The sequence below is a fragment of the Nocardioides pelophilus genome (genome assembly GCF_014180685.1).
Taxonomy (GTDB): domain Bacteria; phylum Actinomycetota; class Actinomycetes; order Propionibacteriales; family Nocardioidaceae; genus Nocardioides; species Nocardioides pelophilus.
In genome coordinates this window covers 1-24,401 of sequence record NZ_JACEHF010000005.1, presented here as the reverse complement: position 1 = coordinate 24,401, position 24,401 = coordinate 1, and the positions used below count along the sequence as shown (strand labels likewise).

Below are 24,401 nucleotides of genomic sequence, written 5' to 3'. Positions count from 1 at the left end.
CCTCGCCCGTGACTTTCCGGGTCAGGCTACTCGGCGTAGGCGTCGACCGGTGGGCAGGAACACACGAGGTTGCGGTCGCCGTACGCCTGGTCGATGCGGGCGACCGGCGGCCAGTACTTGTCGCCGGATCCGTTGGGGCCGGCGGTGCCGGACGGGAAGACCGCCTCCTCGCGCGTGTAGGCGCGGTCCCACTCCCCCACCAGCGCCAGCGCGGTGTGCGGGGCGAAGTGGAGCGGCGACTCGTCGACCTTCCACTCGCCGGACCGGACCCGGTCGACCTCGCCCTTGATCGCGATCATCGCGTCGCAGAACCGATCGAGCTCGACCAGGTCCTCCGACTCGGTGGGCTCGACCATCAAGGTGCCGGCCACCGGGAACGACATGGTCGGAGCGTGGAAGCCGTAGTCGATGAGGCGCTTCGCGACATCGTCGACCGAGACGCCGGTCTCCTTGGTGATGTCGCGCAGGTCGAGGATGCACTCGTGCGCGACCAGCCCGGACTCGCCGCGGTACAGCACCGGGTAGTGCTCGCCCAGCCGCGCGGCCACGTAGTTGGCGGTCAGCACCGCGACCGCAGTCGCCCGGGTGAGGCCCTCGGCCCCCATCAACCGAACGTAGGCCCACGAGATCGGCAGGATCCCGGTCGAGCCGTACGGCGCGGCGCTGATCGGGCCGACGCCCTCGCGCTTGGACTCCTCCGGGTGCAGCGGGTGCGACGGGAGGTACGGCGCCAGGTGCGACCGGACCGCGACCGGACCGACTCCCGGGCCACCGCCGCCGTGCGGGATGCAGAACGTCTTGTGCAGGTTGAGGTGGGAGACGTCGCCTCCGAACTGCCCCGGCTTCGCGTAGCCGAGCAGCGCGTTGAAGTTGGCGCCGTCGATGTAGACCTGACCACCGTGCTCGTGGACGATCTCGCACAGCTCGGTGATCGTCTCCTCGTAGACACCGTGCGTCGACGGGTAGGTCACCATGATCGCGGCGAGGGTGTCGGCGTGCTGCTCGCACTTCGCGCGCAGGTCGTCGAGGTCGACGGTGCCGTCGTCGTTGGCCTTGACCACGACGACCGACATGCCGGCCATCACGGCGGAGGCCGGGTTGGTGCCGTGGGCCGACGACGGGATCAAGCACACGCGCCGATCATGGTCACCCTGCGCATCGTGGAACGCCCGAATGGCGAGCATCCCTGCGAACTCACCCTGGGAGCCGGCGTTCGGCTGGATCGACACCTTGTCGTAGCCCGTGACCTCGGCCAGCCAGCCCTCGAGCTCGTCGACGAGCCGGCGGTAGCCGGCAGCGTCCCCGGCCGGCACGAAGGGATGCAGGTCGGCGAAGCCGGGCAGCGAGATCGGCTCCATCTCCGTGGTCGCGTTGAGCTTCATCGTGCACGAGCCGAGCGGGATCATGCCGCGGTCCAGGGCGTAGTCGCGGTTGGAGAGCCGGTGCAGGTAGCGCAGCATCGACGTCTCGTTGTGGTGGCTGTTGAAGACCGGGTGGGTCAGGAACTCCGTGGTCCGTCGCAGCTCCGACGGCAGCGCCTCGGAGGTCGACCGGTCGATGTCGTCGATGTCGGCACCCTCGATGCCGAACGCCGTGAGCACCGCGATCACGGTGGCGCGGGTGGTGCACTCCGAGGTCGACAACGCGACCGTGTCGGCGTCGACCAGGCGCAGGTGCACCCCCAGGCTGCGCGCGGCCAGGACCACGGCGGCCGCGCGACCTGGGACCGGCACGGTGAGGGTGTCGAAGAAGGTCTCGTGCGCCGGCGCGAACCCGCCCGCGGAGAGAGCGCGCGCGAGGACCGCGGCGTAGCGGTGGGTCCGGGTCGCGATCTGCCGCAGGCCCTCGGGACCGTGGTAGACGGCGTACATCGATGCCGCGACGGCCAGCAGCACCTGGGCGGTGCAGATGTTCGACGTCGCCTTGTCACGCCGGATGTGCTGCTCGCGGGTCTGCAGCGCGAGCCGGTACGCCGGACGCCCCTCGGCGTCGAGCGAGACCCCCACCAGGCGGCCGGGGATCTGGCGCTCCAGCCCCGCGCTGACGCTCATGAAGCCGGCGTGCGGCCCGCCGTAGAACAGCGGGACGCCGAAGCGCTGGCTGGACCCGACCACGACGTCGGCGCCGAACGAGCCGGGCGCCTCGAGGACGGTCAGCGCGAGCAGGTCGGCGGCCACGACGGCGAGCCCGCCGCGTTCGTGGACGGCGTCGACCAGAGGCCGCGGGTCGAGGACCCGGCCCGAGGCGCCGGGGTACTGGATCAGGACGCCGGCGACCTCACCGTCGGGCAGACCGCCCGACAGGTCGGCGACCACGACCTCCACGCCGATCGCCTCGGCCCGGGTGCGGACGACGTCGATCGTCTGCGGCAGCGCGTCGGCGTCGAGCACGAACGGACCGGCCAGGTTGCGACGCGCACGGTGGACGAGCGCGAGCGCCTCCGCTGCCGCGGTGCCCTCGTCGAGGAGCGACGAGCCCGCGGTCGGCAGGCCGGTCAGGTCGCTGATCATGGTCTGGAAGTTGAGCAGCGCCTCGAGCCGGCCCTGGGAGATCTCGGGCTGGTAGGGCGTGTAGGCGGTGTACCAGCTGGGGTCCTCGAGCACGTTGCGACGAACGACCGGCGGCGTGATCGTCGCGTGGTAGCCCAGCCCGATCATGGGCTCACCCGGGTGGTTCGACCCGGCGAGCGAGCGGAGCTCGTCGGCCACCGCCGCCTCGCTCAGCGCGGCCGGCAGGTCCAGCGGGGCCGACGTACGGATCCCGCCGGGGACGGCGGCGTCCATCAACGCGTCGAGGGAGGCGAAGCCGAGCCGGTCGAGCATCGTGGCGACCGCGGCCTGGTCGGGGCCGATGTGCCGCTCGATGAACGGCAGCGCGGCGTCGAGCTCAGGGAGAGTGGGCTGGTCGGACAAGAGAGGGCTCCTCGGATCGCACGATCACGTCACCCTCCCCCTCTGTCACCGCAAGGTCGCGGCTCCACAGTCGCCTGCTCCGCGGGGGCGTCGTGCCTGAGAGTTTCCGGGGAGGAATTGCCCCTTCGGCGCAGGATCACCAGGGATCCTGTCTCTCCCACGCGGGATCAACAGCAGGCCCAGGGTATCCCAGGCCGCAGCGGTGTCTCAGCCCGCGGTGCGCGCCGCGCGTCGCGCGGCGAGCTCGTCACCGGCCAGCGTCTCGACCGGGTCCTGCGCGGCGTGCTCGCTCGGGAGCTCGGCGAGGGTGCCCTCGATCTCGCGCCAGACACCGCCGATCGCGATGCCGAAGACGCCCTGCCCGCCCTGGAGGAGATCGATGACCTCGTCGTTGCTGGTGCACTCGTAGACCGAGGCGCCGTCGCTCATCAGGGTGACCTGCGTCAGGTCGTCGGTGCCCCGCTCGCGCAGGTGGACGACGGCGGTGCGGATCTGCTGCAGCGAGATGCCGGCGTCGAGCAGTCGCTTGATCACCTTGAGGATCAGGATGTCGCGGAAGCTGTAGAGGCGCTGCGAGCCGCTGCCGGTCGCGCCGCGCACGCTCGGCTCGATCAGGCCGGTGCGGGCCCAGTAGTCGAGCTGGCGGTAGGTGATCCCCGCCGCGTTGCAGGCGGTCGGACCGCGGTAGCCGAGGTCGCTCGGAAGCGGTGACACGTCGTCGGTGAAGAGCAGACCCTGCTCCTCGGCGACGCCGGCGGCGACGTCGGCAGCCTGGCTGCCTGCGTCGGGCTGGTGCTCGTTCACTCGGTCCTCCGGAGGTCCGTTGGGGTTGACTCTTCAAGGTACGGCGCTGCCGAGGTGCGGTCAAAGACCGTCACCCGGCGTGTCGCAACTCTCACCCTCAACTTGAGGGTGAGAGCCCGTTCCAGGGCGTCAGTGAGCCTCGAAGTCCTCGGGCGACACGTGGTCGAGGAACTCGCGGAACTTCTCGACCTCGTCCTCCTGCTCGGCGGGTACGGCGAGGCCGGCCTCGTCGAGGACGTCGTCCGAGCAGTAGATCGTGGTGCCCGTGCGCAGCGCGAGCGCGATCGAGTCGGAGGGCCGCGCGCTCACCTCCGCACCCGAGCCGAAGACCAGGGTCGCGTAGAAGACGCCGTCCTTCACGTCGGTGATCCGCACCTGGCTCAGCTCGTTGCCGGTCGCGGCGAGGATGTCCTTCATCAGGTCGTGGGTGAGCGGCCGCGGCGGCACCACGCCCTGCTGGGCGAACGCGATCGCCGTCGCCTCGACGGCGCCGATCCAGATCGGCAGGTAGCGGTCGCCCGACACCTCGCGCAACAGCACGATCGGCTGGTTGGAGGGCATCTCCACCCTTACGCCCATCACGTCGACCTCGCGCATGGGATCAGCGTACTCCGCGCGAGAAGCATCGGAGGCAGACCCTCAGAGGCGGCGCAGACCGGCTTTGACCAAGGTCGCGTGGAGCCGGACCGACAGCGCAGCGATCTCGCTGATCGCTTCCTCCGCGCGGGCCGAGGCTGACGCGTCGCGGCCGCGGCGTACGGGGGCGACGACCTGCTCGACCAGCCCGACCTCGCGGTCGGCTGCGGTCTTGAACGCACGGAGGTGCCGGGGCTCGAGCCCGAACTCGGCGAGCTCCTTCGCGGCCTGGGCGATCACCAGCGCGTCGGTGTCGTAGTGGCCGGTCGGCCCCGGCGCGATCAGACCGTAGGCCTCGAGCTGGCCGAGCAGCTCGTCGCCGATCTCCGCGATCTTCACCAGCTCCTTGCGCGAGAGTCGGAACTTGTCGGTGCGCCGGAACGACTCGGCTGCCGGCAGCCCGTCGGCGGCGAGCGCCACCTTCGGGACGGTCGGGACGACCTGGTCGATCTGCGGCGGCTGGAGGCCTCGGTCGATCGCGTCGAGGTGCTCGCGGATGACCCCCAGTGGCAGGTAGTGGTCGCGCTTCATGCGCAGGACGTAGCGGAGCCGGTCCACGTCGTGCGCGGAGAACTTGCGGTAGCCGGCCGGCGTGCGCTGGGGCTTGATCAGCCCCTCGCCCTCCCAGAATCGGATCTTGGGGATCGTGATGTCGGGGAAGTCCGGGCGCAGCAGATCGAGGACCTGGCCGATGTTGAGAAGCGCCTCGTGATGCTCGGCGGACTGGACCCCCACGAGATTCAGACGTCCTCGTGACCTGCGAAGAACACCAACCGGTACTTCCCGATCTGCACCTCGTCGCCGTCGGTGAGGCCGATCGTCTCGATCCGGTCGCGGTTGACGTAGGTGCCGTTGAGGCTCCCGACGTCGCTCACCGTATAGCCGTCGCCGGTGCGGTTGAAGATCGCGTGCCGGCGCGACACGGTGACGTCGTCGAGGAAGATCTCGCTGTCGGGGTGGCGGCCGGCGTTGACCACGTCCTGGTCGAGCAGGAAGCGGCTGCCCGCACCCGGCCCCTTCTGGACCACGAGCAGCGCCGAGCCCACCGGCAGCGCGTCGACCGCAGCAGCGTCGATCGGGCTGAGCTGCCGGTCGGAGGTCTCGACCTTGTCGGCGCCGGGGAAGCTGATCGTGGCGGTGGCGTCCCCTGGCTCGATCGTCGGTTCAGGTGCGACCAAGCGGGTCCCGCACTGGGAGCAGAACCTGGCGTCGTCGGGGTTCTGTCGACCGCAAGCGGTGCAGAAGGGCATCAGTTCTCCTCGAGCGTTCCCTCAGGGTGAGGATGAGGTCGATGGTTGGAAACCTACACCTGTCGGAGCAAGGTCCGGGGCACCGACGAGCGGGTCAGCCGGCGATCTGCGCTTCGTAGCCGGCCGCATCGAGCAACTGGTCGAGCTCAGCGACCTCGGACGGGACGATCTCGAACAGCCAGCCCTCGCCGTACGGGTCGCTGTTGACCAGCTCGGGGGTCGCGTCGAGCGCCTCGTTGCGGGCGACCACCTCGCCGCCGACCGGGGCGTAGACGTCGCTGACGGACTTGGTGGACTCGAGCTCACCGCACGGACTGCCTGCGGTGACCGACGTGCCGACCTCGGGGAGCGAGACGTAGACGATGTCGCCGAGGGCGTCCTGGGCGAAGTCCGTGATGCCGACCCGCACCGATTCCGGCTGCTCTCCGGGGGTGCGGAGCCACTCGTGCTCGACGGTGTACTTGAGGTCGTCAGGGGTCATGGTGGTGAAGGCTACTAACCCGGGTCGGGTGCGGAGAAGTCAGGCTCCTCGGGCGAGCGGACGGCCTCGATGTCGATCGAGCTCAGCTCGTCGACCTCCAGGTCGGCGCCGTCCTCCTGGATCTGCTGCTTCGGGCCGAGGAGGAACTCCAGCGCGGGCGCGAGGACCGACGGCTCCCCGATGACGTCCAGGACGTACGGCGCCTCGACCAGCTCGCCGTCGACCACGAACCCGCCCTCGGTCTCCTCGAAGGAGGTCTGGGCGACGATCCGCACCGTGCCGTTGAGCTGCATCGCCTCGGCGCCGACGGTGCGCAGCTCCTGGATGGTGTCGAGGAACGAGGAGAGGGACACCCGGCCGGTCTCCTCCACGATCGTGATCCGGATCCCGGGCCCGGTGACCGGCACCAGGCCGGCCAGGACGTTGAGCTCGTCGACGTCCTCCTGCGCCTGCTCGAGCGCCGCCTGCCGCTTGCTGGTGTCGTCGCGGAGGTCGTCGCGGACCTCCTCGAGCTCGGCGATCTGGTCCTCGGCCCGCTGGCGGGTGCCGGCCAGCGCGGACAGGATGTCGATCAGCTCCTGCTCACGCTGCCCCGAGTAGGTGTCGTCGGTCTGGTTGACCCGCACCTGGGTCACCCCCGCGAACCCGACCACGGCCAGCAGCAGGCCGACCACGATCTGGCTGCGGGTCGGCTTGAGCAGAGCGGACCAGATCCGCTGCCGGGGGCCGGGATCGACCTGGTCGGCCTGGTCGGCCTGGTCGGCGTCGTCAGGCATGGAACACGTGCCTTCGGATCGCGGCGACGTTGGTGAAGATCCGGATGCCGAGGACCACGATCACGCCGGTCGAGAGCTGGCCACCGACGCCGAGCCGGTCGCCGAGGTAGACGATGCCGGACGCGATGATCACGTTGCTGATGAACGAGACGACGAACACCTTGTCGTCGAAGATCCCGTCGAGGTAGGCACGGAGCGCACCGAAGACCGCGTCGAGTGCGGCGACCACCGCGATCGGGAGGTAGGGCTCCAGCCCGAGCGGGACGTCGGGTTGGAACACGAACCCGAGAAGGACGCCGACGAGCAGGCCGAGGACTGCGATCACGTCTACTCGTCTCCTTGGGGCTGTCGTCCGCTATCCGTCAGCTGTTCGGCAGACCGTAGCTGCCGCAGCCGTCCCGGCGCAGCAGGAAGTCGCTGCTCGTCGACATTGTCCACGTCGTAGGACCACCCGTAGTCGCCGGCCAGCACCGCGAAGCCGGCGCCGCTGCTCGTCTCCGCCAGGTTGGCGGCGAGGGTGTCCCTGTTGCCGATGGCCAGGACGACGTACGGCGGCGCGATGCCCGTGCTGTTGACCTCGATCGGGGTGCCGGAGTTCCGGATCGCCGTGCGCAGGGTGATCCGCTGGCCGTTGATCGAGATCGCCTCCGCGCCGGCGGTCCACAGCGCGTTCACGAGCAGCGCCAGGTCGGAGTCGCGGATGTGCTCGGTGTCCGGGTCGGCGTACGGCGCGTTGTCGAGCTCGATCCGGATGCCCTCGCCGGTCACGGCGGTGAAGCCGGTGACGGCGCCGAGGTCGACGGCGTTCCCCTCGACCCGGTTGACCCGGTCGCCGAGCTCGAGCAGGTCCTCCGCCGCGCTGGCGTTCTCCTCGCGCCGGTCGGCGATCTCGCCCTGGAGGGCCTGGACCCGCTCCCGGCGGTTCTCGATCCGGTCGATCAACGCCGTCCGGCTGGCGCTGTCGACATCGGCGTTGCGGGAGGTCTGGACCGCGGCCAGTGTGACCAGGGCGCCGAACATGGCGACCACGGCCACCACGCCGAGCCGTCCGGTGACCCGGTCGCGGCCGTGCGGCCGCGGGTCCCCGCTCCGGATCCGTCGCTGGGCCACCATCTGGTAGTCGCGCTCGAGCGCCTCGGCAGTGATCAGCGTGAGGAGCGGCGTGCGCATCCGCGCGGACGGGTCCTGCTCGCCGTCCGTCATCGGTGTCGCTCCGTGGTGGCGAGCAGCTTGCGCACCTGCCAGGCGTAGAGGACCCCGGCCCACCAGTACAGGCCGATCCCCCACAGCGCCAGCGCCCACCCGAACATCTGGGCCAGGGTCGCCACGGTGCCGTCACCGTCGCCGAGCAGCAACAGCGGGAACGCGTAGAGGAGGTTGAAGGTGGCGGCCTTGCCGAGGAAGTGCACCGGCAGCGCGCTGTAGCCGCGGGTCCGCAGCAGCGGGACGAGGCCCCACAGGAGCAGGTCGCGCAGCGGCAGCGACACCGCCAGCCACCACGGGATGATGTCGCGGAGGGCGAGCCCGATCACGACGGCGAGGATGTAGAGCCGGTCGGCCACCGGGTCGAGGATCTGTCCGAGCACCGACTGCTGGTTGAGCTTGCGGGCCAGCCAGCCGTCGAGGAAGTCGGTGAAGCCGGAGACCATGAGCACCACCAGTGCCCAGGCGTCCTCCTCGGGCCCGAGCACCAGCCAGAGGAACAGCGGGACGCCGGCCAGGCGCAGCATGCTCAGCAGGTTCGGAAGAGTCAGAATTGCGCCCGACTCCCCCTCGCTGCGCGTCGTCGAGCCTGCCACGGTGGACACCCTAGTTACCCTCAGCCGGGTTCGTCGGAATGGGCCGCGTCGCGGATCTCGCCGACCAGCTCCTCGATCACGTCCTCGAGCGCGGCGACGCCCAGCGTGGCTCCGTCGGAGCTCACGACGCGCGCCATGTGCGCACCTCTGCGCTGCAGCTTCTCCAGCACCTCGTGGAGCACGGCGTCCTCCCCCACGGTCGCGAACGGGCGCACCCATCGATCCGCGATCGGTCGCTGCCGGCGCGCCTCGTCGGGCTCGAGCACGTCCTTGATGTGGAGGTAGCCGATCAGCTCACCGGTGGCGTCCGGGACGTCCGGGTTGTCGTCGATCACCGGGAACCGGCTGTACCCGGTCGCCGCGCAGAGCGCCTCCACGTCGGCGCCCGTCGAGCCGCGGCGCACGGTGGTCAACGAGTCGGGCCGCATCATCACCAGAGCCACGGTCTTCTCGGTGAAGCCGAGCGCACCCGCCAGCCGGTCGTACTCGTCCTTGGCCAGCAGTCCCTTGCTCCGGGACTCCTCGACCAGGGCCGCCACCTCCTCGCGGGTGAACGTGGAGCTCAGCTCGTCCTTCGGCTCGACCCGCAGCAGCCGGAGGATCGCCCGCGCCATCGCGTCGAGCGCCACGATGAAGGGACGCAGCATGGTGACGAAGGCGAGCATCGGCGGCGCCAGCAGCAGCGCGGCCCGGTCGGGCCCGGCGAGCGTGATGTTCTTCGGCACCATCTCGCCGAGCACCACGTGCAGGAACGCGACGATGCTCAGGGCGACCGTGAACGCGATCGGGTGCAGGAGGTTGTCCGGGAGGTGCGCGGCCTCGAACGCGGGCTCGAGCAGGTGGGCGATCGCCGGTTCGGCGATCGCACCGAGCAGCAGGGAGCAGACGGTGACCCCGAGCTGGATGCCGGCGATCATCAGCGGCATCTGGCCGAGGGCCCGCAGGGTGGTGCGGGCCAGCCGCGAACCGGCCTGGGCGCGGGGCTCGATCTGGCTCCGGCGGGCCGAGACCAGGGCGAACTCGGTCGCGACGAAGAACGCGTTGCCGGCCAGCAGCACGACGGTCAGCAGCAGCGCGGCGACGCTACTCATCCTCGGCCACCTCCTCCACCCGCAACGACAACCGGTCGATCCGCAGCCCGTCCATGTGCTCCACCGTCAGTACGGCGCTGTGCTCGGGCGCGTCGTCCTCCTCCTGGTGCTCGATGAGGGGTACGACGACGTGCTCCCCCGTCGTCGGGATCCGCCCGAGCACCTTGAGCACCAGCCCGGCGACGGTGTCGTAGTCCTCGCCCTCGGGCAGAGGGATACCGGTGAGGTCCTCGACCTCGTCCGGGCGCAGCAACCCCGAGATCGACCAGGTGCCGTCGCGACGGAGCCGGCCGCGCTCGCCGAGCCGGTCGTGCTCGTCGGCGATGTCGCCGACGATCTCCTCGACCACGTCCTCGAGGGTGACGATGCCCGCGTGTCCGCCGTACTCGTCGAGCACGACCGCCATCTGGAAGCCGTCCTTGCGCAGCAGCGCCATCAGTGGGTCGAGACGGAGGCTGTCGGGGACCACGATCGGCTTGGCCATCAGGTGCTTGACCCGGGTGGTGGAGCGCTCGGACATGGGCAGCGCGACGGCGTTCTTGACGTGGACGGTGCCGACCACGGCGTCCTGGTCGTCCAGGACCGGGAACCGGGAGTGCCCGGTCTCGCGCGCGAGGTCGATCACCGCGCTGGCCCGGTCGCTCACGTCGAGCGAGCGGGTGCGGACCCTCGGCGTCATGATCTCGCCGGCGGTGCGCGTGCCGAACTCGACCGACTTCTCCATCAGCTCGGCCGTGTCGGCGTCGAGCGTCCCCACGTCGGCACTGCGCTGGATGAGGGACGCGAGCTCGGTGGGACTCCGCGCGGAGCGCAGCTCCTCCTGCGGCTCGATGCCGAACCAGCCGACGATCGCGTTGGCCGAGCCGTTGAGCACCCGGAGCGGCAGCCGGATCGCGGAGGTGAACGCGCGCATCGGTCGCTGAGTGGCGCGGGCGGTCGCGAGCGGGAGCGCCAGCGCCACGTTCTTGGGCACGAGCTCGCCGAGGAGCATGGTCAGGATGGTGCTCAGCACAAGCCCGGTCGTGAGCGCGACCGGGCCGACCGCGCCGTCGGGGACGCCGATCGTCCCCAGCGGGTCGCGGAGCAGCTCGGCTATCGCGGGCTCGGCGAGGAACCCGATGCCGAGGTTGGTGGCCGTGATCCCGACCTGCGCGCCCGAGAGCTGGGTCGACAGCGACCGGAGGGCCCGCTGTACGCCGGCTGCGGTGGCGTCACCTTCGGCCGCCGCCTTGTCGACCTGGCCGCGGTCGACGGTGACCAGGGCGAACTCCGCGGCGACGAACATCCCGCACGCGAGGATGAGGAGGAGCGCGACGGCCAGCAGCAGGAGGGCCGTCGTCATGGTCGTTGACCAGGTGTCATGGTCGGGGCAGCGTACCGATCACGGGAGGTTCCGTTGCTTCCCGGACCTGGTCGACCGTGACACCAGGAGCGAGCTCGACCAGGTGCAGTCCGTCGGGCTCGATGTCGATCACGCAGAGGTCGGTGATGATCCGCTGGACCACGCCCAGGCCGGTGTAGGGCAGCGAGCACTCGTTGACGATCTTGTACCCGCCGTCGCGCGCGGTGTGCTCCATCAGCACGATCACCCGCTTGGCGCCGTGGACCAGGTCCATCGCGCCGCCCATCCCCTTGACCATCTTTCCGGGGATCATCCAGTTCGCGATGTCGCCCTTCACCGACACCTGCATCGCACCCAGGATCGCCGCGTCGATCTTGCCGCCGCGGATCATCCCGAACGACGTGGCCGAGTCGAAGAACGACGCACCCCGGTTCACCGTGACCGTCTCCTTCCCGGCATTGATGAGGTCCGGGTGCACGTTCTCCTCGGTCGGGTAGGGACCGACGCCGAGGATCCCGTTCTCGGACTGGAGGATCAGCTCCACCCCGTCGGGGACGTAGTTCGGCACGAGGGTCGGCAGGCCGATCCCGAGGTTCACGTAGGAGCCGTCGGTCAGCTCCGACGCCGCCCGGGCCGCCATCTGTTCGCGAGTCCAGCTCACGGGGTCACCGCCTGTCCTGAGGAACCGAGGGACGAGGTGTCTCGAAGGGTCCTCTTCTCGATCCGCTTGTCCGCGGCCTGCTCGGGTGTCAGGGCGACGACGCGGTGCACGTACACCCCTGGGGTGTGGACGTTGTTCGGGTCCAGCTCGCCCGGCTCCACCAGCTCCTCCACCTCGGCGATGGTGATGCGGCCGCACATCGCGGCCAGCGGGTTGAAGTTGCGCGCCGAGTCGCGGTAGACGAGGTTGCCGTGCCGATCGCCCTTCCAGGCACGCACGATCCCGAAGTCCGCGACGATCGCCTCCTCCAGCACGTAGTCGCGCCCGCCGAAGGACCGCACCTCCTTCGGCGGCGAGGCCACGACGACCGCGCCGGAGCTGTCGTAGCGCCACGGCAGGCCGCCGTCCGCCACCTGGGTGCCGACCCCGGTCGCGGTGAAGAACGCCGGGATCCCGGACCCGCCGGCCCGCATCCGCTCCGCCAGGGTGCCCTGCGGGGTCAGCTCCACCTCCAGCTCGCCGGAGAGGTACTGCCGGGCGAACTCCTTGTTCTCCCCGACGTACGACGACACCATCCGGCGCAGCCGACGGGCGAACAGCAGGCGCCCGAGGCCCCACTCGTCGACACCGCAGTTGTTGGAGACCGCCTCCAGGTCCGTCGCACCCTGCGCCAGGAGAGCGTCGATCAAGACCGACGGGATCCCGCACAGCCCGAACCCGCCGACCGCCACGGTCGCCCCGTCCGGAATGTCCGCGACCGCCTCTGCAGCGCTCGCTATCACCTTGTCCATGAGCCGAACTCTAGGATGTCGAAGGTGAGCGAGCTCTCCCAGCAGCGCCTCGCGATGTTGTTCTCCGACATCGAGGGCTCGACGCTGCACGCCAACCGGCTCGCCGACCAGTGGAAGGACGTCCTCCGTCTCCACCGGGAGACGTGCCGGCGGGCGTGGGCCGCCCACAGCGGCCACGAGGTCGACACGGCCGGCGACGGCTTCTTCGTCGTGTTCCCGGCGGTGGCCGACGCGGTTGCGGCCGCGATCCAGGCGCAGCTCGAGCTCGGCGAGGTGACCTGGCCGGGCAGCCGGCCGATCCGGTCCCGGATGGGCATCCACGTGGGCGTCGTGTCGTCGTACGACGGCAGCTTCGTCGGGTACGACGTGCACCGGGCGGCGCGGATCATGGGCACGGCCAACGGCGGCCAGATCGTCGCCTCCCAGGCGGTGGTCAGCGACTTCGCGACCAAGCCCGAGGGTCTGGAGATCACCGATCTCGGGGCGCACCCGTTGAAGGACCTGGCCGAGGAGGAGCGCCTCTTCCAGATCCACGCCGAGGGCATGCTGACGTCGTTCCCGCGGATCAAGTCGCTCGGGACGTCGGGCGCGGCCGCCGCTGCGGTGGCGCGGACCCTCTACCGGCCGGCGGCGGTGGCGGCGGCGGAGCTGGTCATGGACGACGGCCGGACGCTGCCGCTCAACGAGCACGGCCTGCGGATCGGCCGGATGCCCGACAACGACCTGGTGCTCAACGACACCTTGGTGAGCCGCCACCACTGCGCGATCACGGGGACGCCCGCCGGCTTCGTGCTGACCGACCTCCAGTCGACCCACGGCACCACGGTCAACGGCGACCGGCTCACGATGGCGCGTCCGCTGGAGGACGGCGACGAGCTGGTCGTCGGCGACACCCGGATCAAGTTCCGAGCGGCGCCGGGTTGATCTCGGGCTCGTTCGGCAGCTCCCGCACCGCAGCGCCGAACACCTGGATCGTCTCGGCCAGGGTCCGCGCCTCGTGCTCCCCGAGCGACAGCACCTCGAGCGGCGAGGTCGCCCGGACCGTCGCCGTACGCCGCGACTTCTCGAAGACCGCCTTCTCGCCGAAGTGGTCGCCGGGACCCAAGCTCGTCACCACGACCTCGCCCTCGGCGGTCTCGCGGACGACGTCGGCGCTGCCGGCGGTGATCACGTAGATCTGCTGGCCGACCTCGCCCTGCCGCACCACCGCCTGGCCGGTCTCGTAGTGCTCGCGACGGAGTCCGTACGGCGCAGCGATCTGGATGTTGACGATGTCGCGGCCGAAGACCGGCGCGCACAGCCAGTCGAACGCGATGTCCGCCTTGCGCTCCCACGTCGGCACGAACCACCAGAAGAACGTGCGCCACAGGATCCACGCCGGGAGCCCGTAGAAGCGGACCCCCTTGAGGTGGGAGACGGCCCGGTGCCGGCCCAGCGAGCAGGCGTCGCCCAGCCCGGTGAAGGTGAACGGCTTGAGCGGCTTGCCGTTCATCTGCCGGACGATGTTGCGACCGATCTGTCGGCCGGCGTACATCGCGTAGATCGCGACGGCCGGGCAGGTCTCCCCGTGCGGGTGCGGTACGGCGGCGCAGTCGCCGGCCGCCCACACGTTGTCGGTGCCGGGGACCTGGACGTTCGCGTCGGTGATGATCCGCCCGCGGTCGTCCCGCTCGAACGGCATCAGGTCCAGCAGCGGCGACAGCGCCGTCCCGGACGAGCTGATGATCGACCGGGTCGGCACCACGGTGCCGTCGGAGAGGATCGCCTCGTCCCGGGTCGCGGCGCTGATCCGGGTGCCGGTGAGCACCTCGATGCCGCCCTTGGCGATCGTCCGCTCGGCGTAGCCGATCAGCTTTGGCTGACGGGTGCCGAGCTCGGGCAGGATCCGCTCCCCCGAGTGCACGAGCAGCACCCGGATCTCGGCCGGGTCGATGCCCGGGTACTCCTTGCGGGCCAGCCGCCGGAAGTAGTCCATCAGCTCGGTCGAGACCTCCACGCCACCGAACCCGCCGCCGACGACCAGGAACGTCAGCAGGCGCCTGCGCTCGACCGGGTCGGTCTCGATCTCGGCCATCTCGAGCATGGCCAGGAGGTGGTTGCGCACCTTGAAGTTGTCGGAGAACGTCTTGAGCTGGAACGCGTGCTGCGCGATGCCGGGATAGCGGGACAGGTCGTCGGTCGAGCCGAGGGCCACCACCAGGTGGTCGTACTCCAGCACCTTCTCCTTGCCGTCCAGCAGCCGCGACGTCGTCACCGTCCGCTGGTCCACGTCGACGGACTTGATCTCGGCGTTGTGGAACCGGGCCGGGGGGAAGAGGCGCCGCGCCGGACTGGTGATGTTGCTCGGGGCGATCTTGCCTGCCAGCATCTCGGCGACGAAGCCGTGGAACGTGTGGAAGTTGTCGCGGCTGACGATCGTCAGGTCGACGTCGCCGCGCTTGATGGCTCCCTTGAGCTCGCGTGCGAGGTAGATCGCCGCATACCCGCCACCCAGGCACACCACCCGCACCGGGCGCCCGGCCTCCACGTTCGGCTCGCTCGCCGTCATCGTTGCTCCTCTGTCCATCCGGAGATCGTCTCGAGCGCCGACCGGTAGCCGACCTCGACGATCTCGTCCAGGTGCCGCATGTCCAAGGTGTCGTACTGGGCGACCGGCGGCGCGATGAACCGGACGTCGCTGCGCATCCGCTGGGCCGACGCCGCGCGGTCGCTGGCGAGGGTGGCCGTGCGCTCGAGGATCCGGACGATGCTGGGGAAGGCGGTGCCGGCCGACTGGCGAAGCCGGTGGCGCACCACGTCCAGGATGCCGGGTGCGTCCTCCCAGTGCATGCCCACCGAGAAGGTCCGCGGTGGGGACACGTCGCTCGCGTAGATCGTGCCGGCGCCGGTGCGGCTCATCGGGTCGACCGGCAGGTTGTCGAGCACCCCGCCGTCGACGAGGAGCTCACCGCGGTCGATCACCGGCGCGACGATCCCCGGGATCGACATGCTCGCGAGCACGTAGCGGCTGAGCGGCCCGCTGGTGTGGATCATGCTGCGGTTGCGGGTCAGGTTGGTCGAGGTGCAGAAGAACTCACGGACCTGGTCCTCGATCCGCTGGCCCCCGAACGCCCCGGTCATCGCCGTACGACTCCGGCGGGAGCCGTGCAGGGCGACGAACGGCAGCGTGAAGCCCTTCAGCGGACGGATCTCGTGCCAGATCTCGCGGTTGCGCTCCACGATGTCGACGGGGTCGAGGCCGGTCGACCAGAGACCGCCGACCAGCGCTCCCATGCTGCTGCCGCCGATCCGGTCGATCTCGATGCCGGACTCGTCAAGCGCACGGAGCACCCCGATGTGGGCGAAGCCGCGGGCCCCACCGCCACCGAGCACCAACCCGGTGGCGCGGCCGGTGAGGTGGCGACCCAGCCGCTGCCAGTCGCGCTCCGCGTCGGCCACGACGTGGGACTGGCGGGCGAACCCGCCGGCGTCGCGCCAGGTCGCGGTCACCCCCGCGGGTGGCCGGGCGCTGCGGTGGACGAGCACCAGCTCCTTCGGCACCTCGGGGGCGGTCTCGGCGATCCGGTTCAGCAGGATCCTCGCCTGCCGGTCGGGCCGCGCTCCGCCCGGAGCGACGACCAGCACCCGGTCGGCCCGACGCAGGACGCGCTCGGTCCAGAGCGACTCGGTGTCCGGGTCGGCGAGGAGCAGGATCAGCGGGTGCTCCACCTCGGCGGAGTCGAAGTAGTCGGCCAGCGCCCGCTCGAACGGCGATCCCGCCGGCGACCTCGCGGCTCCCGCGCCGAGCGCCTGGTCGACCATCTCGGGGTCGAGCGCCCGCAACGGGATGGCGGCGCCGAGCCGGGTGGCGAACTTGCGGACCTCGACGCCCGCTGCCGGGACCACGGCGACGGTGGCTGGCGCGCTGTTGCGACGCGGCGGACTTCCCGGCAGCAGCCAGCCGGCGACCACCCGGGTGAGCTGGAGGGCGCTGCGGGGGTCCTCCTCCATCAGCCGCTCGAACGACGCGCGCGTCAGCCGGCCGACCAGCGTGTCCCGCACCGCGCGCACGGTGGCCGTGCGGGGCGAGCCGGTGAGCAGGGCCACCTCCCCGACCGTCGAGCCACGCCCGATCTCACGAACGATGGTCTCAGTGCCGTCGGCGCCGACCACGGCGACGTTCAGCCGACCGCCCGCGACGACGTAGAGGTCGTCGCCGCGGTCGCCGGTGCGCATCAGCACCTCTCCCCGGTCTAGCACGGTCCACTCCATGGAGCGAGCCAGCTCCTCCAGTCGTCCTTCGGCCATGCCCCCGAACACCGCGCAGCCGGCGAGCGCACCGACCGCATGTCGGGGCTCAGCCCGGATGATCCGCATCGTCCGTTCCGGGCTCAGCAGCACTGTCCGTTCCGGGCTCGAGTACTCGCGCGAGGCGTTTGACGTTCCGGAGGTTCTTGAAGCTGACGTTGTCGGTCGTGGAGTTGCCGCCGTAGGTGCCGCAGCCGAGGGTCAGGGACGGCACCAGACCGGTGGTCACGCCGAAGACGCCGTGGGCGCCCGGTGAGTTGGCGAGGATCCGGCTGGTCGGCATCGCCGCGCCGAACCGCGAGATCCGGTCCGGGTCCTGGCTGTGGACGATCGAGGTGTGCCCGCTCCCCATGTAGCCGAGCAGCCGACGGGACAGCGCGATCGCCTCGTCGTCGCCGGACACGTCGAACAGCGACAGCACCGGGGTCATCTTCTCGCCGGCCAACGGGGAGTCCTCGCCGTCCCAGCTCGCCGGCACCACGATGACCTTGATCTCGAACGGCCTGCTCAGACCCGTGAACGCGGCGATCGTCGCGGCGGACTGGCCGACCATCTCACCGCGGAACCGGTTGGTCGCGGGATCGACAGCCAGCTTCAGGAAGCCCTCGGCCTCGTCCGGGCTGAGCACGGCGGCCCCCTGGCTCTCGAGCTGCGCGACCAGGCCGTCCCGGACGGCGCGGTCGACGACGAGGTTGTGCTCCGCCCCGCAGATGACGCCGTTGTCGAACGATTTCGACATGACGATCGAGGCCGCGGCGCCGGCGAGGTCGGCGTCGGGCGCGATCCAGCACGGCGTGTTGCCGGGACCGACGCCGAGCGCCGGCGTACCGGAGCTGTAGGCGGCCTGCACCATCGCCGCGCCGCCGGTCGCCAGGATCAGGGAGACGTCGGGGTGGCTCATGAACTGCTGGGTCAGCTTGCGGCTCCCCCGCTTCTCGACCCACAGCACCAGGTCGGCCGGAGCGCCCTCGGCAACGAGCACGTCGTGGATCAGCGCGCCCACCCGGCTGCCGACGCCGAGCACCGCGTGGTGGAAGCTGAGGATCACCGCGTTGCGGGACTTGAGGCAGACCAGCGTCTTGAAGTACGCCGTCGCCACCGGGTTCGTGACCGGAACCAGGCCGAAGACCACGCCCACCGCTTCGGCGATCTCGGTCACCTGCGTCTTCTCGTCGGTGCCGATCGGCCCGGCTCCGACCTGGCCGACGAGCGAGTCGTAGACGCCTTGGGCCGCGACCATGTTCTTGAGCGTCTTGTCGCCGGCGTTGCCGATGCGGGTCTCTTCGACGGTCGCCGTGGCCAGCTCCTCGGCGTGCTCGAGGAAGGTGGCCGTCAGTCGGCCGAGCAGGGCGTCGACCCGATCCTCGGGCCATTCGGCGAACTGCGCCTGCGCGGCGACGGCGCGGCCGACCAGGTCGTCGACCACCGGGTCGGGTGCGGCGACGAACATCAGGTCGGACACCTGGCTGGTCAGGGTCCGGAGCTTGGCGGTCGCGTCGCGGGCCAGCTCGAGGGTCAGTGCGAGCGCGGCGCCGGGCTCGCGATCGGCGAGCTCGTCGAGGCTGGCGGTGGTGATCATCCGGGCCCGCACGGGCGTGTCTGCGATCGCTGTCGCCGAGCGCGGCAGCCGGTCGAGCAGGGCGACCTCGCCCAGCGTCGCCCCGGGACCCTCGTAACGGAGCACCGACTCGGTGTCGACCTCCGGCAGCTCGAGCTCGATCCGCACGTCACCGGCGTCGATGAAGTAGGCCGCGTCGCCGGCGTCGCCCTCGGTGAAGATCGTCGTCCCGGCGGGGAACTCCACCTCGGTCAGCAGCTTCGCGACGGTGTCGCGGTGAACATCGGAGAGAGAGTCGAAGAATCCGGGCAGGCTCATCGAGATCTCTCCTCTTGAGCGGCGTGAGGGACGCGGCCGTCACAGGAACGGTCGCCGCCATGCTAGGCCCCCAGAATGCCCCTTACCACCGCCGAACGGGCGATATCGGGGTCACCGGACGGCGGCGCTGTCGGGATCGACCTGCAGCCCTGAGGTGTCGACGGCGACGAAAGCGTCGGCCGGGATCTGCTTGAGGTCCTCGATCAGCTGCTCGGGCCAGGCCCGGTGCTGCTCGCCCTGGAAGTACCACGGGCTGCCGTTGTCGGCGAGCACCAGACCGTAGGTCTGCAGCGCCCGGATCACCCGGCGCGCATAGGTGCCGTACCCGCCGGTGTCGAAGTCGGGGTCGAGCCGGAACCGTGCACCCATCGGCGGGTAGCTCCTCGACTCGTGGGAGCCGGCGTCGTGGCGGGCCGGCCACAGGTGGTGGGTGCTGGTCTCGTCGGTGGTGAACCGGATGGCGTGGTCGATCGTGTCGTCGCGGACATCGCGCCACCGCAGCAGCCCCGGGAGGATCGGCAGGCCCGCGGCGTCGGCAGAGGTCCAGCCGTCCGGGCGCAGGTCGTTGGACCGCAGGCTCCAGACGGCGCCCGACCCGGCCCGCCATCGCCCGTCACGCTTCCGGGTCGCCCAGGTCTCGTAGAGCCGGCACCGGTCCTCGTCGACGATGATCGCGTGGCGGTCGCCGTCGCTGCCCCGTCCGCCCTCGATCCGGGTGTCCCGTCCGAGGGGGTAGCGCACCCGATCGCTCTCGTCGGCGTACTGGAAGCGGACCCGCACCTTGCGGTGCTCGCTGTCGACGACGGTGATCGGGATGCCGTAGGGCCCTTCGCCGTACGACGGCCCGAAGTCGGGGTGCAGGTCGCTGGCCGGCGACATCCTGCTCAGCCACGCCGCGCTGCGCTCGTGGACCGGGAGGTCGGAGATGTCGGCGCGCCACCAGTTGTCGGCCGGGAAGACCTGGCAACCCGAGACGGGTGCGGCCACGGTCGACGCCTCCGACCCCTTCGGCTCGGCCGCGGAACATCCGACGAGCGCGAGCAGGAGGACGAGGGCGCCGACCGACCTCACCGAGGACCGTCCGGGAAGATGCTCCGCGTCTCCCGTCGGGTGTAGCGGCGCGGCAGCCAGTCGCGGATGTAGATCCGCGGCACCGCCTTCGCGACCGCGAGGGTCACGTAGACCACGGTGTTGACCGCGACGAAGCCGGCCAGGACGAGGAACCAGGTCTCGTTCAGCGTGCTCTCCGGCAGGAGGATGCCCCACGAGGCCACTGCAGCGCTTCCCATGTCAGCTCCCCACCTGGACGGTCGGGCCGGGTCTCTCGACGTAGTGCCACGTCGCCGTGCGGGCACCGGTGATGTCCGCGACACCCTTGACGTAGACGATCGCCAGGAACATCGCATAGATCAGCTCCGGGAGCACGAGTATCGCGAGCGCCCGTGCCGCCCATCCCCCGCGCCAGACGGTGATCGTGCGCTCGACGGCGAACAACGCACCGATGCCCAGCCAGAAGGGGAACAGGATGACGTTGTCGACGGCGACCGTGGTGATGACCATCAGCGCCAGGTAGGTGCCGAGCGCGATGACGCCGTACCCGATCCCCAGCTGCTGGATCCAGTACCGCCAGGTCTGCATGCGCAGGCCGTAGGCGCCCAGGTTCTCGACCGCGCCACGCTGCCAGCGCAACCGCTGGACCCAGAGTGCGCGCCAGGTCGGCATGATCTCGGTGATGACCGTGCAGTCGGCAGGCGAGATCACCAGGCCGCCCAGCGACTTGAGCGCGAGCGTGATCTCGTTGTCCTCGGTGAGCGCCATCGTGTCGAAGTACTGCCCCGGCACACCCGGGATCAGGCGGCCGCGCTCCGCGGCCACCGTCCGCAGCGCGTGGGGACGGAAGACGGACGCGGTGCCGGTCAGCACGAACACGAGACCGCGCCGGCGACGGAGGTCGCGGGCGTAGCGGGTGTACTCGTTGCGCTGGAAGAGCCCGATCAGGCCGCCGCCCGGCTCGCCGTAGAACAGCCCGCCGATCGCCATCAACGCGCGGTCGTCGGTCATCCGCCGTCCCGCGCTCTCGAGGAACCGCTCACCGAGCACGGTGTCGGCGTCCATCGCCATGACCAGGTCGTTGGGACCCTGCTGCGGCAGCACGCCGGCCAGGGCCTGGTTGAGCGCACCGGCCTTCTTGTCCCGGTTGCCGATCGTCTCGAAGACCTCCACCCCGGCCGCGCGGGCGATGTCGACCGTCCGGTCGGTGCAGTTGTCCGCGACGACGATGATCCGATCGGGTTTTCGTGTCTGCTCGCGCAGCGACTCGATCGTGGCGCCGAGGCAGTTCTCCTCGTTGTGGGCCGGGATCAGCACGGTGATCGTGACCGGCCCGTCGAACCTCCCACGCGACTCGGCCATGACGACCTTCGGCACCAACGGTGTCCGTGTGCCGGTCTCGCTCCTGCGCGTGTTGGTGGACACCCGACGCTCGAGCGACGACACCGCCCAGGCACAGAAGATCGCGAGTCCCACCGCCGACACGATCGTGACCACCGACGGTGCGTTGACGTCGTACAGAATTCGCCACACGCCGAACAGCACCGCATCAGCGGGTGCGTCGACTGCAGCCTTCGGCGAACGCGAGACGACGATGAACAGCAGGATCGCGGCTGACCACGACCCGCCGAGAATCACCAGTCCAGCGGCGCGTTGAAACCTCCCCATTTCTACTCCCTCCCACGAAAAGAGTAGGACGTGTGCCCTGCTGCCGTCCTGGGATCGGAAATTCTTTGACCGAAGGCTTGCTGGTCGATCTGATAGGCGATTCCCGCCACGACCGAGGACTCCGGCTCCTAGACTCGGGCGGGTCAGCAGGGCGGACCCAAGGAGGGGCCTGCGGGCGGAACGAGGGATATCAGGATGATCGACGAGAGCGGCGACGGACCGACGCCCTCGGAGACCGAGCACGAGCGCCGGCTCCGACTGGTCATTGAAGCCACCCCGAACGCCATGGTCCTCGTCGACGGCAAAGGCACCATCGTCCTGGTCAACTCCGAGGCGGAGACGCTGTTCGGCTACGAGCGCGACCAGCTGCTGACGATGGTGGTCGAGGACCTCCTGCCCGAGCGCTTCCGGGACCGTCACCACGCCAACCGCGACGACTACCTGAACGCGCCGGCCCGCCGCGACATGGGAGTCGGACGTGACCTGTTCGGGCTGCGCAGCGACGGCACCGAGGTGCCGATCGAGATCGGTCTCAACCCGATCGAGATCGACGGCGAGACCTTCGTGCTGGCCTCGATCATCGACATCCGGGCCCGGGTCGCCGCCCAGGCCGCCGAGCAGAACTCCCTGCGCGAGCACGAACGCCGGCTCCGCCTGGTGATCGAGGCCGCCCCGAACGCCATGGTCATGGTCGACCGCACGGGTGCGATCGAGCTGGTCAACTCCCAGGCCGAGCGGCTCTTCGGCTACGAGCGCGACCAGCTGTTGTCGATGGTCGTCGAGGACCTGCTCCCGGAGCGGTTCCGCGGCAGCCATCACCACAACCGTGACGACTTCTTCAAAGCGCCGGCGCGCCGCGACATGGGCTCCGGCCGCGACCTCTTCGGGCTGCGCAGCGACGGCACCGAGGTGCCGATCGAGATCGGCCTCAACCCCATCGAGATCGATGGCGAGTCCTTCGTCCTCGCCTCCATCATCGACATCAGGGGCCGGATCGACGCCTACGCCGCCGAGCAGGACGAGCTGCGCCGGTCGATGCTCGACAGCATGCCGTTCAGCATCCTCGCGACCGATCCGTCGGGCCGGATCGTCAGCGTCAACGCCGCGGCCGAGCAGCTGCTCGGCTACGAGGCCGCCGAGCTGATCGGTTCGTCGCTCGGCATGATCGACGCCGAGCCCCGGGCCGAGGACGGCGACTGGGACCGGGACCTCAGCGCATCGATCGGCGCGGAGCGCGAGTGGACCTACCGTCGCAAGGACGGCGAGGAGATCCCTGTCAGCGAGGCGGTCACGCCGCTGTCCGGGCGCGACGCCGGCGCCTCGACGGCCGGCTACCTCGCCGTCTCCTACGACATCACGCAGCGCAAGCTGGCCCAGGCCGAGGTCCAGTTCCTGGAGACCCACGACCCGCTGACGAAGATCCCCACCCGGGCGCGGTTCCTCCGCCATCTCAGCGAGGCGATCGCGACCGCCGAGCAGGACGGCACCGAGGTCGCCGTACTCGTGGTCGACCTCGACCACCTCAAGCGGATCAACGACGCGCTCGGACACCACGCCGGTGACGAGCTCCTGGTGCGGATCGCCGACCGGCTCACCACCTGGATCCGCGCCAGTGACATGGTCGCGCGCCTCGGCGGCGACGAGTTCGCGATGGTGCTCACCGGGCTCCCGAACGCCGACGCCATCACCCAGCGGGTCGACGCGCTCCTCGAGGACCTGCTCACGACCGTCGCCGTCGGCGGCCATCAGCTGGCCGTGACGGTGAGCATCGGCGGCGCGATCTATCCGCCGGGCGACCAGGATCCCGGCGAGCTGCTCAAGCGCGCCGACCTCGCGATGGAGCATGCCAAGTCCTCCGGTCGCAACAATTTCCAGTGGTTCCGCGACGACATGCTCAGCCCGGCCGAGGACGATCTCGCCCTGGCGTCGGCCCTGCGCCAGACCCTGCGGGACGGCGGTCTGTCGGTCGCCTACCAGGCCCAGGTCGACGTCCGCACCGGCCGGGTCGTCGGGATGGAGGCGCTGGCGCGGTGGACGCACCCGGAGCTCGGCGTGGTGCCGCCCGACCGGTTCATCCCGGTCGCCGAGGACGGCGGCATGATCGTCCAGCTCGGCGGCTGGGTCCTCCGGAAGGCCTGCCGCGACGTCGCGTCCATCCAACGGGTGCTCGGCCGGCCGCTGCGGGTCGCCGTCAACGTCTCACCCCACCAGTTCCGGAGCGCCGGCTGGCTCGGGGAGATCGTCGGCGCCCTCAACGACGCGGGCCTCGACCCGACGCAGCTCGAGCTCGAGATCACCGAGAGCCTCCTGATGGACGAGCGCCTCGGTGCCACCGACACGCTCCACGCGATCCGGAGCCTCGGCGTCACGATCGCGGTCGACGACTTCGGCAAGGGCTACTCGAGCCTGGCCTACCTGAGCCGGCTGCCGATCGACAAGATCAAGATCGACCGGTCGTTCGTGCAGGAGCTCGACACCGAGGAGCACGCGCCGGTGATCGACGCGATCATCATGATGGCCCACGCCCTCGGGATGACCGTCGTCGCGGAGGGTGTCGAGACCGCCAAGCACGAGCGCTACCTCCGCGACCGCGGGTGCGACGAGGTGCAGGGCTTCTACTACAGCCGCGGCGTGCCGACCGAGGACGTCGTCCGCACCGTGCAGACCATCGGGATCTTCTGACCCGTTCCGCCGCGGCCTGGGCGGACGGTCACTGGTAGGCTGCCGCCACCCGCTGCGGTCCGCTCGCCAGAGCCGCCTCGAAGATCGTGAACCGTCGGTGCGGATCGTCCGGCCGAGCGGTCATCACCGCCCGGTCGGCGCGGGTCGGCCGGAGCACCCGGACGACCACCCCCGTCGCGGCGAGCTGCTCGCACTCGGCCCGCAGCTGGCGCTCGGCGACGGCCCGCAGTGCCGCCTCGACCGCGGCGCCCGGCGAGCGCGGCGCCGGCCCGCTGCCGGCCATCGGCGCAAGAAC

Annotated in this window: 24 protein-coding genes and 1 riboswitch; of the genes, 3 read left to right on the top strand and 21 right to left on the bottom strand. The window is 70.5% G+C overall.

The window, feature by feature from the left end; all coding sequences use genetic code 11:
- Nucleotides 1-26 precede the first annotated feature (26 nt).
- The 14 genes from gcvP to H0488_RS02420 all read right to left on the bottom strand — a co-directional run bounded on the left by gcvP (nucleotide 27) and on the right by H0488_RS02420 (nucleotide 12,543).
- Nucleotides 27-2,912: an aminomethyl-transferring glycine dehydrogenase gene (gcvP, locus tag H0488_RS02485; protein WP_183097699.1), complete on the bottom strand. Its 2,886-nt coding sequence runs from the start codon at nucleotides 2,910-2,912 to the stop codon at nucleotides 27-29.
- A gap of 74 nt (nucleotides 2,913-2,986) precedes the next feature.
- Nucleotides 2,987-3,082, bottom strand: a riboswitch (glycine riboswitch).
- A gap of 37 nt (nucleotides 3,083-3,119) precedes the next feature.
- Nucleotides 3,120-3,716 (bottom strand): MerR family transcriptional regulator, encoded by a 597-nt coding sequence (locus H0488_RS02480; RefSeq protein WP_183097698.1) that lies wholly within the window; start codon nucleotides 3,714-3,716, stop codon nucleotides 3,120-3,122.
- Nucleotides 3,717-3,845: 129 nt separating this feature from the next.
- Nucleotides 3,846-4,313 (bottom strand): bifunctional nuclease family protein, encoded by a 468-nt coding sequence (locus H0488_RS02475; protein WP_183097697.1) that lies wholly within the window; start codon nucleotides 4,311-4,313, stop codon nucleotides 3,846-3,848.
- A 42-nt stretch (nucleotides 4,314-4,355) separates the two neighbouring features.
- On the bottom strand, nucleotides 4,356-5,087 hold the full coding sequence (ftsR, locus tag H0488_RS02470; protein ID WP_183097696.1) for a transcriptional regulator FtsR: 732 nt from the start codon (nucleotides 5,085-5,087) through the stop codon (nucleotides 4,356-4,358).
- Between the two features lie 5 nt (nucleotides 5,088-5,092).
- Nucleotides 5,093-5,602 (bottom strand): zinc-ribbon and FHA domain-containing protein, encoded by a 510-nt coding sequence (locus tag H0488_RS02465; protein ID WP_183097695.1) that lies wholly within the window; start codon nucleotides 5,600-5,602, stop codon nucleotides 5,093-5,095.
- Nucleotides 5,603-5,696: 94 nt separating this feature from the next.
- Entirely contained in the window at nucleotides 5,697-6,083 is a 387-nt protein-coding gene (gene gcvH, locus H0488_RS02460) for a glycine cleavage system protein GcvH (RefSeq protein ID WP_183097694.1), read from the bottom strand.
- Nucleotides 6,084-6,097: 14 nt separating this feature from the next.
- The gene (locus tag H0488_RS02455; RefSeq protein ID WP_183097693.1) at nucleotides 6,098-6,859 is read right to left on the bottom strand and encodes a DUF881 domain-containing protein; all 762 of its coding nucleotides are present in this window, start codon (nucleotides 6,857-6,859) and stop codon (nucleotides 6,098-6,100) included.
- Entirely contained in the window at nucleotides 6,852-7,184 is a 333-nt protein-coding gene (locus H0488_RS02450) for a small basic family protein (RefSeq protein WP_183097692.1), read from the bottom strand. Before H0488_RS02450 ends, H0488_RS02455 begins: the two co-directional genes overlap by 8 nt.
- Nucleotides 7,185-7,186: 2 nt before the next feature.
- Nucleotides 7,187-8,062 carry a DUF881 domain-containing protein gene (locus tag H0488_RS02445; RefSeq protein WP_183097691.1) on the bottom strand — a complete coding sequence of 292 codons (876 nt, stop codon included), beginning with the start codon at nucleotides 8,060-8,062 and terminating at the stop codon, nucleotides 7,187-7,189.
- Nucleotides 8,059-8,682: a cardiolipin synthase ClsA gene (gene clsA / locus H0488_RS02440; RefSeq protein ID WP_376768445.1), complete on the bottom strand. Its 624-nt coding sequence runs from the start codon at nucleotides 8,680-8,682 to the stop codon at nucleotides 8,059-8,061. The genes H0488_RS02445 and clsA overlap by 4 nt, the downstream gene beginning before the upstream one ends.
- Nucleotides 8,679-9,749: a hemolysin family protein gene (locus H0488_RS02435; protein WP_183097690.1), complete on the bottom strand. Its 1,071-nt coding sequence runs from the start codon at nucleotides 9,747-9,749 to the stop codon at nucleotides 8,679-8,681. Before H0488_RS02435 ends, clsA begins: the two co-directional genes overlap by 4 nt.
- Nucleotides 9,742-11,091 (bottom strand): hemolysin family protein, encoded by a 1,350-nt coding sequence (locus H0488_RS02430; protein ID WP_183097689.1) that lies wholly within the window; start codon nucleotides 11,089-11,091, stop codon nucleotides 9,742-9,744. Before H0488_RS02430 ends, H0488_RS02435 begins: the two co-directional genes overlap by 8 nt.
- A 16-nt stretch (nucleotides 11,092-11,107) precedes the next feature.
- Nucleotides 11,108-11,752 (bottom strand): CoA transferase subunit B, encoded by a 645-nt coding sequence (locus H0488_RS02425; RefSeq protein ID WP_183097688.1) that lies wholly within the window; start codon nucleotides 11,750-11,752, stop codon nucleotides 11,108-11,110.
- Nucleotides 11,749-12,543, bottom strand: a complete 795-nt coding sequence (locus H0488_RS02420; protein ID WP_183097687.1) for a CoA transferase subunit A — start codon at nucleotides 12,541-12,543, stop codon at nucleotides 11,749-11,751. The genes H0488_RS02425 and H0488_RS02420 overlap by 4 nt, the downstream gene beginning before the upstream one ends.
- A gap of 24 nt (nucleotides 12,544-12,567) precedes the next feature.
- On the opposite strand from H0488_RS02420, the gene H0488_RS02415 reads away from it, so the two are divergent.
- On the top strand, nucleotides 12,568-13,467 hold the full coding sequence (locus H0488_RS02415) for an adenylate/guanylate cyclase domain-containing protein (protein WP_183097686.1): 900 nt from the start codon (nucleotides 12,568-12,570) through the stop codon (nucleotides 13,465-13,467).
- Here H0488_RS02415 and H0488_RS02410 read toward each other — a convergent pair.
- The 6 genes from H0488_RS02410 to H0488_RS02385 all read right to left on the bottom strand — a co-directional run bounded on the left by H0488_RS02410 (nucleotide 13,442) and on the right by H0488_RS02385 (nucleotide 21,118).
- The gene (locus H0488_RS02410) at nucleotides 13,442-15,091 is read right to left on the bottom strand and encodes an FAD-dependent oxidoreductase (RefSeq protein WP_183097685.1); all 1,650 of its coding nucleotides are present in this window, start codon (nucleotides 15,089-15,091) and stop codon (nucleotides 13,442-13,444) included. The genes H0488_RS02415 and H0488_RS02410 overlap by 26 nt on opposite strands.
- Nucleotides 15,088-16,899 carry a patatin-like phospholipase family protein gene (locus tag H0488_RS02405; RefSeq protein ID WP_183097684.1) on the bottom strand — a complete coding sequence of 604 codons (1,812 nt, stop codon included), beginning with the start codon at nucleotides 16,897-16,899 and terminating at the stop codon, nucleotides 15,088-15,090. Before H0488_RS02405 ends, H0488_RS02410 begins: the two co-directional genes overlap by 4 nt.
- Nucleotides 16,880-18,706 carry an aldehyde dehydrogenase family protein gene (locus H0488_RS02400; protein ID WP_183097683.1) on the bottom strand — a complete coding sequence of 609 codons (1,827 nt, stop codon included), beginning with the start codon at nucleotides 18,704-18,706 and terminating at the stop codon, nucleotides 16,880-16,882. The genes H0488_RS02405 and H0488_RS02400 overlap by 20 nt, the downstream gene beginning before the upstream one ends.
- Nucleotides 18,707-18,817: 111 nt before the next feature.
- Nucleotides 18,818-19,777 carry a hypothetical protein gene (locus H0488_RS02395; RefSeq protein WP_220794117.1) on the bottom strand — a complete coding sequence of 320 codons (960 nt, stop codon included), beginning with the start codon at nucleotides 19,775-19,777 and terminating at the stop codon, nucleotides 18,818-18,820.
- A complete protein-coding gene (locus H0488_RS02390) occupies nucleotides 19,774-19,995 on the bottom strand; it encodes a hypothetical protein (protein WP_220794116.1) in 222 nt (73 codons plus the stop codon). Before H0488_RS02390 ends, H0488_RS02395 begins: the two co-directional genes overlap by 4 nt.
- Nucleotide 19,996: 1 nt before the next feature.
- The gene (locus tag H0488_RS02385; protein ID WP_220794115.1) at nucleotides 19,997-21,118 is read right to left on the bottom strand and encodes a glycosyltransferase family 2 protein; all 1,122 of its coding nucleotides are present in this window, start codon (nucleotides 21,116-21,118) and stop codon (nucleotides 19,997-19,999) included.
- Here H0488_RS02385 and H0488_RS23585 point away from each other — a divergent pair.
- A complete protein-coding gene (locus H0488_RS23585) occupies nucleotides 21,117-21,413 on the top strand; it encodes a hypothetical protein (protein ID WP_220794114.1) in 297 nt (98 codons plus the stop codon). The genes H0488_RS02385 and H0488_RS23585 overlap by 2 nt on opposite strands.
- Before the next feature lie 206 nt (nucleotides 21,414-21,619).
- Complete coding sequence (locus H0488_RS02380) at nucleotides 21,620-24,106, top strand: sensor domain-containing protein (protein WP_183097680.1); 2,487 nt, start codon at nucleotides 21,620-21,622, stop codon at nucleotides 24,104-24,106.
- A gap of 28 nt (nucleotides 24,107-24,134) precedes the next feature.
- Here the strand turns inward: H0488_RS02380 and H0488_RS02375 are convergent.
- Nucleotides 24,135-24,401, bottom strand: a 267-nt coding sequence (locus tag H0488_RS02375) for a hypothetical protein (protein ID WP_220794113.1), incomplete at its 5' end; no start/stop codon positions are given.